The sequence below is a fragment of the Alteromonas sp. H39 genome (assembly GCF_047556435.1).
Lineage (GTDB): Bacteria > Pseudomonadota > Gammaproteobacteria > Enterobacterales > Alteromonadaceae > Alteromonas.
Window position 1 is genome coordinate 1,612,663 of the sequence record NZ_CP180210.1, and the last position, 12,207, is coordinate 1,624,869.

General features: G+C 48.5%; 8 protein-coding genes. 2 read left to right on the plus strand and 6 right to left on the minus strand.

Annotated features, from left to right (window positions below; all coding sequences use genetic code 11):
• Positions 1-61 precede the first annotated feature (61 nt).
• From ACLBLI_RS07050 to ACLBLI_RS07060, 3 genes are all read right to left on the minus strand, one after another.
• The gene (locus ACLBLI_RS07050; protein WP_414830397.1) at positions 62-3,244 is read right to left on the minus strand and encodes a S8 family serine peptidase; all 3,183 of its coding nucleotides are present in this window, start codon (positions 3,242-3,244) and stop codon (positions 62-64) included.
• 481 nt (positions 3,245-3,725) lie between these two features.
• Positions 3,726-3,929, minus strand: coding sequence for a hypothetical protein (locus ACLBLI_RS07055; protein ID WP_414830398.1), 204 nt, complete (start codon positions 3,927-3,929; stop codon positions 3,726-3,728).
• Positions 3,930-3,973: 44 nt separating this feature from the next.
• Entirely contained in the window at positions 3,974-4,660 is a 687-nt protein-coding gene (locus tag ACLBLI_RS07060) for an arylesterase (protein ID WP_414830399.1), read from the minus strand.
• 18 nt (positions 4,661-4,678) lie between these two features.
• Between ACLBLI_RS07060 and ACLBLI_RS07065 the strand changes: the two genes are divergently transcribed.
• Both ACLBLI_RS07065 and ACLBLI_RS07070 read left to right on the plus strand, forming a co-directional pair.
• Entirely contained in the window at positions 4,679-5,377 is a 699-nt protein-coding gene (locus ACLBLI_RS07065; protein ID WP_414830928.1) for an ABC transporter ATP-binding protein, read from the plus strand.
• Entirely contained in the window at positions 5,377-7,902 is a 2,526-nt protein-coding gene (locus ACLBLI_RS07070) for an ABC transporter permease (protein WP_414830400.1), read from the plus strand. Before ACLBLI_RS07065 ends, ACLBLI_RS07070 begins: the two co-directional genes overlap by 1 nt.
• Before the next feature lie 215 nt (positions 7,903-8,117).
• Here the strand turns inward: ACLBLI_RS07070 and ACLBLI_RS07075 are convergent, their stop codons facing one another.
• The 3 genes from ACLBLI_RS07075 to ACLBLI_RS07085 form a co-directional block, all read right to left on the minus strand.
• The gene (locus tag ACLBLI_RS07075; RefSeq protein WP_414830401.1) at positions 8,118-9,041 is read right to left on the minus strand and encodes an AraC family transcriptional regulator N-terminal domain-containing protein; all 924 of its coding nucleotides are present in this window, start codon (positions 9,039-9,041) and stop codon (positions 8,118-8,120) included.
• Positions 9,042-9,374: 333 nt separating this feature from the next.
• Positions 9,375-10,427, minus strand: coding sequence for an NAD(P)-dependent alcohol dehydrogenase (locus tag ACLBLI_RS07080; protein ID WP_414830402.1), 1,053 nt, complete (start codon positions 10,425-10,427; stop codon positions 9,375-9,377).
• 974 nt (positions 10,428-11,401) lie between these two features.
• Positions 11,402-12,166, minus strand: coding sequence for a hypothetical protein (locus ACLBLI_RS07085; RefSeq protein WP_414830403.1), 765 nt, complete (start codon positions 12,164-12,166; stop codon positions 11,402-11,404).
• Positions 12,167-12,207: the final 41 nt, after the last annotated feature.

The window sequence follows — 12,207 nt, forward strand, 5'->3', positions numbered from 1 at the left end:
TTACTTCCTGTTGTTATTTTAGGTGTTGGGAGCACACGTGTGTGCCCCCGTATTATGTGTTTTAAGGTTGAACTTCTAGTATCGTCGTGCCCTGAGACTCTCCGGTGTTATCGAAGAATGTCATGGTACCCATGTACAACTGGTTAGGATCCAATCCTCTGGTCATCAGGTACACGTTTTGATAACGGTTCTCGACAGCGCGCGGCGATGCAGTAACTCGCGTTGTGCTTTCTTTCTGATCCACGAACCAGTAAAGAGAGGTGTAATCCACTGAAGGTTCTCCAACGGTATCTACACCCTGAGCGAACAGGATATAAAGTGCGCCGGGGTCACTTGGATTGTTAGGAATCGGGTTCACCACCGAAATATCCTCATTGGATCCAGGACCCGTTGAAGACGTTACTGGGGAACAGCTAAACGCAACACAGCGGTACAGATAGAGGTCTATGTTGGCCCCCGCAACATCAACCAGATCATCGGTCAACACGAAGCGCAACAATGACGTATCTTCGCCAATTCTGAACTGGATGGATGTAGCCAGGTTTGAATTGAAGTCAAATGCTCCAGGCTGCGATATCGCGGTTCTGCTGACTGCAGACGCTGGAGTCAGGCCTTGATAATCAACCGAAAACTCACCAGTGTAGAATGTCTGCACAAAGATTGGCGCGCGACCACGTTGCAATTGCAGGGATAACGATTCCGGCACATCAATCGTGGATTCCTGTACAGGGTTAACCGCTATCGGGCTGCGAACGTTTATACCGTTGTTACCTTCCAGCGTCAGTGAACCAAATGCCCATTGCTCGGCAACAGTACTGTTAGTGGTGGTAAACGTAATGGCGTAGGTTGCAGTTCCGTTTGCTGGAACGGGTAACATACCGTCACCAATCGGGTTGCCATTTGTATCAATTGCTGTTGCCGATACCGAGATACCTGCAGGTGCATCAATATTAAAGGCGTACATTCCATCCGCACCAGTCACGTCAGTGACTGTACGATAGATAGTTTCGCTGCCTTCGAGTTGCGCAATGGCAATTGACGGGTAGTTCAATTGACTTGCATCAAACGAGAAGCCGGCGTCTTCCAGGTCGCTGCAGCTTTGATCGCTTAAACTGGCTACAAGACCACTTTCACCCTGACCACATAAGAATGCCAGATAATCCGCAGTGTCTGCACTGTAGACTAAACCTGGGTTCATAGCTGGAACAGGATCAGCATGACCCGCACCAAAATCAAATGGGTCTGCAGGCGTAGCGCCATCTTCTTTGACAACATTCTGACGCGCCGCTGTCATGATTGCAGATTTAATCTCCGCAGGAGACCAGTCTGGATATTGACCACTGAACAGGGCAGCTAAACCTGCAATATGCGGGCTAGACATAGACGTTCCCTGAAGATAGGCATATGACTCGCCATCTACATTGCCTGGAATATCCAGTTGGTTCTCACTGGTTGCAGCAAGGATCCGAACACCTGGTGCCGTGATATCTGGCTTCAGAATATCCCCTGACTGTGGATTTGGACCACGCGAAGAGAAACCTGCCATGATATTACCGACTTCTGTTGCTGTTGTTGCTGCAGGTGAGGTCGTCATGGTGACGCTGGTTTCACCGCTCTCAACGCTATCTACCAAGGCCAGACCATTGGCCCTTTCTATCATCACGCCGGGAATGTCAAAGGTAGCATCACCGCCCATTGCGATGGGGCTTCGGTCGTCAGTAAATACCACCACGCCTTTAGCACCCGCAGCAATTGCATTCTCGAATTTGTCAACAAACGGACAAACACCACGTTCGATCAGGGCAATCTGGTCGGTAAGGTCAGTAGATAGAGGCTCACACGCCAGTAAGGGATCGGCCAGGCCGAGTTCTCCTGAGAAGCCTTCTTCCGGAATATCAGCACCGATATCTGAAGATACCGAGAATATTTCCTGGCCAGCAAGGGTACCTGAATTGATTTCAAGCGCAGTACCAACCAGTGCCGATTCGCCGTCGTATGTAGAGGCTGCAACTGTTGTTATCCAAGGAGCGATGTTGCCAGTAGTGCCTGCTGTTGGGCCGCTGTTGCCCGCAGAAGCTGAGAAAAATACACCGGCATCGGCAGCTCGAAGAGCAGCGTTATAAACCGGAGAATTAATCAGATTGCTGTTACCGATAGAGTAGTTAAGTACATCTACGCCATCAACAACCGCCTGGTCGATAGCCGCCATCGAGTCGCCGAAGAAACACCCGCGTTCGTTTACTCCGGTGGGGCTCACGTATAACGAGTTCCAGCAGACTTTATAAGCGGCAATACGGGCACGTGGAGCGATACCAGATACCGCGCCTACTTCAACGCCCTGCAGAGTCGCAGTTACGCCTTCGTTACCTGCGGCAGTAGAAGCTGTGTGGCTTCCATGGCCATCGGCGTCACGAGGAGACGCAAATTCACCTAAGGGAAACTGAATTTCATACACACTTGAGAAGGTTTCACCGTAATAGCGTGCGCCAATCAGTTTGTTATTACATTCGAAAGTGTCTACTGGTGCGGTTTCGTCGTTATAAACCACAACGCCGTTTTCAGTATATTCACCAACACTACCTTCATTACAAACGCCGTTCCATCCTTCGGGCGGTGCGCCATAGGCAAGTTCAGAAACTTGTGGGTCTTCACTAAAGGACGGGTTTTCTGGCCAGATACCTGAATCAAGGATACCAACGATAACGTCTTCGCCCTTGATTCCCAATGTGTGTTGACCACCAGGGCCAGTCAGACCAAGAAACTCCGGTGTGTTTGCGGTATCTGGTTGATGCAGTTCATCTTGATAAACATTTGCCACATCAGGGTGGTTTTTTAGCGCATTTACTTGACTGTCAGTGAGCCTCGCTGAGAAACCGTTATATGTGTGAGAGTAGCTGTGAATAATATTGATTGCACCAACGTCCCTAACGACTTTTTGCTGCAGCGCTTTTACCTTTTCTACATATGCAGATATTTCAGGTGATTTCGGGTTGTATCGGTTACCAAATTTTCCGGCCGCCGGGTTACTCGGTGTTAATTCGCCGTTTGCGGATGCCACTGCAATAGCAGGTGCGCCTTTTAACTGCACGATATAAACATTGTGAGATTGTACGGCGGCAGGTGCTTTTCCTGCCAATGAAAATTTACTTGGATCTGTCTGGATGATAGAACTGGGGGCTGCGAAAGCACAGCTTGCCATGACACCGGATAGAGCCATGCCAGTCAGAATATTATTCAATTTCATCTTATCTCCCTTGTTGGTTTTATTTTATTTGGCGCGGGGTCACGCCATAAAGCAAAAGCAGCGTGTGCTACTCGTTGCAATTTTTTGTTTAACTACCTGACGGCAAACCAACAACAAAGATTCGAAATTACAGCAGGGTACAAATCATGATTTATCTAGATAGTATGATAAGGCTTTTTTATTCTGTTGATTTCAATAAGCACATATTGCGCCATGAATATAAACTGATGATTTAGAATGTTTTTTTTGCAGCTTATTGAGCACTTGTTAGGCAAAGTGTAAAAAAATTCAACAGTTTAGGAAATGGCTATATTATTGTTTTTTAATAAAAAAGTGCCATTTTTAAGACTGCTGAAATAGTGGTTTAAGAAAAAATGAAGGGTGTGTGCGCCCATCAAAATTGGGATAATTTTTAAGGCGCGCTAGTAGCGTATTTTCTGGCGTGAATTACGACTTGATATCGAACACGTCTGACTGACGTTTACGCGAAAGTGTCCACGCGGCCACCTACACGAGCGTTTGGATCCGGTGCCTGGGTAGAAGAAGATACAGAGGATGTGGCCGGATTTTCAGACAATGAGCTTAATGTTTCTGATTGCTGCGTAGCCCGAGGTTCAGAACGCGTTTCTGCTACAGCCTGTTGCGTTGCCGCTGCTGGCAACGGGTTACTACCTGATACGTCCATAATGCGCCTCCTATATGTATGTAATGCGTTAAGTGTAGAAAAGCTTAGTCAGAAATCAATGGTTCTGTCGAAATAATCAACGGTCGAAGGCGTTCATTCATAAGTTCAGCGATTTTGGGCTGCGCGTCTGCATTCGGATGTATACCATCACGCTGCATTAACTCTGCTTTCAACGCAATTTCTTCCAGGAAGAAGGGTAACAATGGAACGTCATGAGCGTTGGCCACATCTTCAAAAGCATCGGTAAACAATTGCGTGTAACGCTTGCCGTAGTTAGTCGGGATTTGCATATCTTGCAACAGCACGGTGGCGCCTGCATTCTGTGCCAGCGTTATCATTTTTGATAAATTTGCTTTCATCTTGCCGACAGGATGGCCCTGAAGCCCATCGTTACCTCCCAATTCAATCAGTACATGGCTTGGATTGTGTTGCTCAAGTAGCCGCGGCAGACGCGCCAGAGCGCCGTCTGTGGTTTCCCCACTTATCGCAGCATTTACTACGTCAATCGGAACGTTGTCGCTGCGCCACGTATTTTGTAACAAACTAACCCATCCCTGATGTTGCTTAAGACCATAAGCTGCGCTTAGGCTGTCACCAACAATCAACAAACGGTATGTTACTAATTCTTCATCTGCAGAGGCAGCTGCGGGCTGATCTGAATAGGACGCCCAAGGTATTAATAGGAAAATAAAAGCCGCAAGGATGTAGCGATGACGTTGAAAAACAAACACGAGAGTATCGACTCCTTTATGATTACAACTAAACAAATAACCAAAACCGTAACTACGAGTGAAGGCCAGTTGCAGATCCTTCAGCCAATTTCCTTTGAAGTCAAGGACGGTGAGTCTATTGCTATTGTGGGTGCGTCGGGCTCCGGAAAATCAACGTTGTTAAGTCTCTTGGCTGGTTTAGATCAGGTCACCGAGGGCGAAATCTATCTGGATAACGAGCCTTTGCATTCAATGGATGAGGAAGCCCGGGCTCAATTGCGAGGCGCGAAAGTCGGCTTTATTTTCCAGAGCTTCATGTTGGTGCAGAGTCTGACCGCGCTGGAAAATATCATGCTACCAGCGGAAATTGCTGGTATGAAAGATGCCAAGAAACGCGCGCTGAACATTATCGAAGATGTGGGGCTGGCGCATCGCGCGCACCACTATCCGAACCAATTATCGGGTGGAGAGCAGCAGCGGGTGGCGATTGCACGTGCTTTTATCGGAGAGCCAAAAATTCTGTTTGCCGATGAACCTACCGGAAACCTGGATGAAGCCAACAGCCATAAAATCGAGGACCTGTTATTTGCATTGAATAAGAACGTGGGCACCACCCTGGTTTTGGTAACCCATGATAATGAACTGGCAAAGAAATGTGATCGTCAATTGGTGATGCAGGGAGGAGCACTCTCGGAACCTGCCGCTGATGCATCATCATTGGAACGGGAGGCCGGTTAATGTCGACCGTATTTAGTCTGGCATGGCGATTATTTCGGCACGAGGCCCGTCGCGGTGAGTTAACCATCATCCTTCTGGCTATTGTATTGTCGGTGGGCGCTGTACTATCACTGTCGCTTTTCAGTGAACGGTTACAGGGAGCGCTTCAGGAGCGATCCGCCAGCTTTCTTGCCGCCGATTCGCAGTTTCGCTCGGGAAACCCGGTGGACGAAAGCTGGATAAACGAGGCACAAAATTACAATTTGCAAACAGCCCAGAGGGTGAGTACCCGCTCCATGGCGTTTGGTGAAGAGCAAATGTCGCTGGTAGATTTACGCGCGGTCGATGCCAGCTACCCACTGAAAGGCGAAATCACTATTGCCGATGCGCCGTTTGGAAATGAGTCAGTTACTGACACTCTACCGGCGCCGGGTGAAGCATGGCTGGACTCGCGGTTATTTCAGACGCTGAATGTGGAGGTGGGCGATCCTGTATATATTGGCGATGCCACGCTCACAATAGCCGGGGTGTTATCGGAAATTCCCGACGCAGGTTTCAGCATTTTTAATACCGATCCTATCGTTCTGATGCGGATGGAAGATCTGGCTTCGACCAACGTCACCGGGCCTGGCAGTCGGGTTAGTTATGTCAGTTACTTCACCGGTGAAGAATCGGATTTAGCCGCCTATTACGACTGGTTGCGCCCGCAGATGGATGATGAAATCCACAGCTGGCGAGCTATCTCTGATGACGACTCTCCGGTCGGCCGGTCTGTTGCCAGCGCCGAGCGGTATTTTCTGCTGGCCAGTTTGCTGGCGATAATCCTTGCCGCAGTGTCAATAGCTGTCGCCGCCCAGCGCTATTCCCAGCGTCACTTCGACCCGGTAGCCATTATGAAAACGTTGGGCGCTTCCGGGCCCATGATCCGCAAAATTTATGTCCTGCAAATTCTCTTTATCGCGATTTTGGGCATCGTACTGGGTATCATCATGGGGTTGGTTATTCAGCAAGTGGTCGTGTGGGCGCTGGCTGATCAGGTCGACGTCACCCTTTCAGTCTGGCACTGGCGGCCAGTAATTATCGCTGTATTCACTGGTGCCATTTGCGCATTGCTGTTCTCACTGTATCCGTTACTGCGCTTGTTTTCAGTTCCGCCGCTGCGCGTGCTGCGTCGTGACATCGACTCGAATATGAGCAGCCGTACGCTGCAATTTGGTGCGGCGGGAAGTGCGATTTTTCTGCTGATGTGGGCATATAGCCAGGACATAGAAATCAGCGCTATTCTGTTTGCATCCGGCATCGCGCTTGTCGCTGGCCTTTTAGTCATGACCTATGGCCTGATCCTGCTGGGCAGAAAGCTTGGTAGTGGCAGCATGGGCGCATGGCAACTGGCGTGGGCACGTATTCGTCGTCGCGCGATGGATAACAGTGTGCAGCTAATCAGCTTCTCGGTCACTATTATGCTGCTTCTGGTAGTGCTGGTGATGCGTAATGACATGGTTGCACAATGGCGGGCACAGTTGCCCGAAGGTACGCCAAATTATTTTCTTATCAATATTACCCAAGCGCAAAAAGACGCGCTGTCTTCACATTTTGAAGATAACAATGTTGAAGTGGATGAATTTTATCCTGTAGTGCGCGGACGTTTTGTGGCGGTAAACGAGGAAAGAGTTAATACGGAAGTGACCAAAGAAGACGAAGAATCGCCCCGTGAAGGGCGTGACGGTCTCGGACGTGAAGCCAACCTGACCTGGAGTAATACGCTGCAGAACGAAAACCGGATTGTGGCGGGGCAATGGCACGGGAATGCCGACATCAGTATGCCCGCCGGAGTTTTTCCGGTGTCGGTTGAATCGGAAGTCGCTGACCGGCTGGAGATTGAGCTTGGTGATATTCTGACTTTTAACATCGGTAGCGAGGTGGTAAATACTCAGGTAACGAGCTTGCGGGAGGTCAACTGGCAGACCATGCAGCCCAATTTCTTCTTTGTAATCGATCCGGCTGCGATGCAGGAATTCATGCCCACCTACATTACCAGTTTTTATCTGGACACCGAGCGCAAGGCTGAATTGACCATGCTGTTACAGCCGTTTTCGTCGGTCACATTATTTGACGTCGATGCGCGGATCAATCAACTACGCGACATCGTGGATCAGGTGTCACTGGCAGTAGAGTTTATACTTATTCTGGTATTGGCAGCTGGCTCACTGGTATTGATAGCCCAGGTACAGGCAAGCATGGACGAGCGTCAGGAAGAGCTGGCAATACTGCGGACACTGGGAGCGAAAGGTAGTCTCATCCGAATGAGCGTGGTGCTGGAGTTTCTGATTATCGGCGTGGTGGCTGGGTTTATGGCGGCGCTGGCTAACGAGCTCAGCCTCCTCATGTTGCAAACGCAGGTTTTCCAGATGGAAGCGAGTCTCCATCTTGAGTACTGGCTCATCGCACCGTTGGTCGGAGCAGCAGTCGTTGGGTTACTTGGGGCTATAGGTTGCTGGCGGTTGTTGTCGTTGAATACCACGACGTTGTTAAGAAAAATGGTGTGATTTCAACCGCAGACAACGCAAAACCTGACGGAAAACCCAAACACTGATTCTGGCTTTTCTGTTCTGAACCACTTGCACAAGCAGGTGGTTTTTTTTGCGAAGCAACGTGCTTTGCAACTGTGGTGTGCGATAAGCAAAAGGAGACACGGGCTTGTCTGTGGCGACTTGTCTGGTCAAATACGTGTTTTTTACCTGATAGGAACCTTAGACTCTCATCAGGGGGTTTCTTTAGAGGGAGAAACGCCGAATTCTCTTGTGTATTCACGGCTAAACTGCGAGGCGCTCGCGTAGCCGACCTGAAATGCTACACTGGTGACATCCAGAAGGTTACTACGCAGTAATTCTCTGGCTTTCTGTAAACGCAGAATCTTTTGAAATTGCAGTGGACTGAGCTGCGTGACGTCTTTGAAATGTATATGAAAAGATGAGGTGCTCATACCGGCGTGTTTCGCCAGATCCTCTATTTTTATCGTTTCAGCAAAATGCGCCTTTATCCAGCTTATCGCGTTAGACACTTTCTCAATCTTAGAGTCTGTAACTCCAATTTTTGCGACAGCGGGACCCACCTCGCTTCGTAATAGCCGTAACAGAATTTCATCAATAACATGAGGCACAAGTAAGTCTGTATCTTCCTGTTGTTCGATTATTTCCATCATACGGCGGGCAGCGTTTACTAGCCTGGCGTTAGACTCGCCAACGTAAATCGCGCGGGTTTTTTCACACTTTGGGACACCATTCGGAAAGACTTTTAGTACCAGATGGTTTAGCGCCTTCGGGTTAATGGGGATCACAAGGCAATAATAAGGCTCATCGGCAGACGCTTTCGTTACTCTTACATGAATAGGAACTTCAGCGGCATACACTACCATCCTTTTCTGATCATATTCGAAACTGTCCTGCGCCAGCGTTACGTGTTTTGCGCCTTGCGGCACAATACAAATACTCGGCTGGGACAACGTATACGTTTGCTCGGTATACATGACAGATGAACGGACAACGTGAAGTGAACATTCAGCCAGATCAAAGCCTCCGTCGTGCGGCGCATATTTTGCCAGTAACCGCGTGAGCTCCCGCAAGTCCTCCTCTGCCGGAGAAACCATTGGTTCGTTCTGACTGTGAAAGTTAACTACCTTGGTCATAGTGAAAGACACCTCATGACGTCGTCAGGCTCTGCTATCCGATACATGGCCACCGGGACATCTTTTCATACAGTTTGCAATATTGTTGATGTTAGCAGGAGATAGAATGGTGTTATTTGCCATCGATTTTTGGCCCGGCGAACGACAGAACCATGAAGCCCGGTTCCCGTTCACTCGCGACCAGTATCAGCGTAAAGTTTAATGCTTCCGGCGGATTATAAAAGGGCATGTTACGTGAAGACGTGACATTTTATTGCTGCCCCTTAAGACTGCTGCAATACATTGCTAACAGTCACATCATGTGCAGACAGTCATTATAATCAGGATCCGGACTTATTCCTCGACGCTCAGTGTCGACATATCAATAACGAACCGATGTGCCACGTCGCCCTGCGCCAGATGCTCAAACGCGCTATTGACTTCGTCTGCACGAATCATTTTGCATTCAGGGTGAATATTATGTTCGGCACAGAAATTCAGTACTTCCTGCGTTTCTTTGATGCCGCCAATCAACGAGCCCGCAACACTTCTCCGTCCCAGCACTAATGGTGCGGTAACAGGCTCTTCCAGCGGTCCTATCTGACCAACGATGATGAGTGAGCCATTCACATCCAACAGAGGCGTATAGATATTAATGTCATGTTTCACTGGTACTGTATCCAGAATGACATCAAATGAGCCTGCAGCCTCTTCCATGGCGTCGTCATCTGTGGAAACCAGTACACCCTTGGCACCAAGATTTTTAGCTTCCTGAGACTTTTTGTCTGAGCGACTTAGTACCGTCACCTCTGCTCCCATCGCCACAGCCAGTTTCACCCCCATGTGGCCCAGGCCGCCAAGTCCAACCACGCCCACGCGACTGCCTTTTTTGACATTCCAGTGACGAAGCGGTGAAAAGGTCGTGATCCCTGCACACAGAATGGGAGCAACGCGAGCAAGATCTAACGCCTCAGGGACATCCAGAACAAACTCTTCGCGCACAACAATATGTTTAGAATAGCCACCTTGGGTGGTTTCTCCGCTTATACGGTCCGGTGCACCGTAAGTGGGCGTCATCCCGTTACGACAGAATTGTTCTTCATGGTTGTGACACTGGTCACACTCCTGACAGCTGTCTACCATACAACCGACGGCAACATGCTGTCCTACCTTATATTTCTTAACATCAGGACCAACATTCATCACCCGGCCCACGATTTCATGACCAGGTACCAGTGGATAAGGCTGTTCGCCCCAATCACCGTTAACAGTATGAAGGTCTGAATGGCATACGCCACTGTAAAGAATTTCGATAGCGACGTCGTTGTCACGCAAATCCCGGCGCTCGAAGTGATAAGGAACCATGTGTGCGTCTGATGAATGTGCGGCGTAACCTACAGTCTTCATAAATCATCCTCGTTTACTGTTGTGGGCGAATTACACCCGTTTCACTATGGGGGTAAGAATAAAAGCAACATTCGTTGAATGCATGCCTGATCCTCTTTTGTTTTTGCCTTTTTCTACAAAAATTAAATTGATAATGAGGTCAAGTGGGACATTTTTCAGAGGGATAGCACATGATGAGAATAATCTGCAGACGTGATAAGAATGAGACGCAGCCATCACTACGCCCTTGAAACAGAGCATAACGTAATGTAGAGACGTCATAATCTGGCGCAATCTGTTTATCTGACAAAACAGGAAGTACGCTACATTCTTTGCGTAGGGTGCTTTTGCCTGATTCTCTATCACAATGTGTTTTTTACTATCACCGTTACACCATTTCCTTTAGATACGGCTTTGATTCGCATTTTCGAAGCACGACATGAAACATCCACAGTGATAGTACGGAAACCTGCAGAAATAGTTTGATTGTGGTGGTAAGAGCGCAATACAGGTAGCGTAAATTCCACCCAGACACGTCAAGCGAATGAACAAGTGGTATCGCAATCCCATACGTGACTTCCTTGGAGAATCAACTTGGGGGTTACTGCAATTCAGCTGTTGATGTCGATACGGTGGGTGAAATATCTGAAGGTAACGCACTTGACAGCATTTGCCAAAGACTGACCGGGTAGGTAAATACAATTGCGGTATCGCCACTTTTAAGCACGAGAGAAGTGTAGCCGGGTTATTCGGTACAAACCGGAAGCGCTTGCCTGTAAACGTTGTCAGCAGCTAACTCCTTGCAGAAAACAGGATCTGATAAGCGTCACTTTACTATCGTATATTGTTCTTAATCACAATATAAGTGACGAGGTGATGACAGAATGATTTTCGCATGGTCTGTAGCACAAAGGGCGAGTTTGTTTCAGGATATCGTGGAGCCGTGGCACTGCGGTTTGCCACGGCTCCTGAAAGTTTATTGAATCCAGTCACCATCAATTTGTCGCAGTCTTAGGGCGGGATGGGGTTGTGTACCGCTTTATGGTTTTAGATATCAGGAACGTTCCGATAATTGCCGGCGCTATCCAGAACACCAGTTGCCATTGTCCAAGATCGGAAAATAAACTACGGCCGCCAAAGGCAAAAAATGCCGTGTAAACGCCAATACCGGAGCCGCAGATATTGCCAATATGCGCAGCCATCCAGTCGTCGCGCGTAATTGCGCTTCGCAGGCAGTAGCGAACAGTGTCTACGGATGAGAATAAGCCGATGCCGGAAAATGCCAGATACAGCATATGTGTGTTTTTAATACCCATATAAAGGACCCAGGCAGAGCTGACGAACAGCATTATCGGGTAAGCAAGGTATCTGATATTGCGCATTTTCTGTATGTTATTTTTGACCCGCAATACTGCCATAGCGTGACTGACATTGGTCAGAATCAGAATGCACAAAAAGAGTAAAAATGACCAGAACTGGCGGATCGCGGACGTTGTGGCTTCATCGTTACCATCAGGACGATACAGGCTGGCTTTAAAATACATTGGGTCAACTAAAACCATGACTGCCAGCAGCAGACCGCTGCCTGCGACAAAGTACATACTGTTTGCATAATAGCGGCCACTGCGTTTGTGGGCAGGACTGCCTTTGGGGAAACGCAGCGGCAACCAGAAAAGGACCAGCGTAATAGTGCCAACAGCGATGTGCAGCCACACCATCAATTGGTAAAACGATAAAACAGGATCAGGTAAAAGTGTCATGACGTTATCCTCAGCACGAAATGTGAAGGTTATTGTCACTT

Excerpts from the sequence above, each read along its gene's own strand:
- ACLBLI_RS07085 (WP_414830403.1), bottom strand. The coding sequence starts at position 12,166 with ATGACACTTTTACCTGATCCTGTTTTATCGTTTTACCAATTGATGGTG.
- ACLBLI_RS07070 (WP_414830400.1), top strand. The coding sequence starts at position 5,377 with ATGTCGACCGTATTTAGTCTGGCATGGCGATTATTTCGGCACGAGGCC.
- ACLBLI_RS07075 (WP_414830401.1), bottom strand. The coding sequence starts at position 9,041 with ATGACCAAGGTAGTTAACTTTCACAGTCAGAACGAACCAATGGTTTCT.
- ACLBLI_RS07065 (WP_414830928.1), top strand. The coding sequence starts at position 4,679 with ATGATTACAACTAAACAAATAACCAAAACCGTAACTACGAGTGAAGGC.
- ACLBLI_RS07050 (WP_414830397.1), bottom strand. The coding sequence starts at position 3,244 with ATGAAATTGAATAATATTCTGACTGGCATGGCTCTATCCGGTGTCATG.
- ACLBLI_RS07055 (WP_414830398.1), bottom strand. The coding sequence starts at position 3,929 with ATGGACGTATCAGGTAGTAACCCGTTGCCAGCAGCGGCAACGCAACAG.
- ACLBLI_RS07080 (WP_414830402.1), bottom strand. The coding sequence starts at position 10,427 with ATGAAGACTGTAGGTTACGCCGCACATTCATCAGACGCACACATGGTT.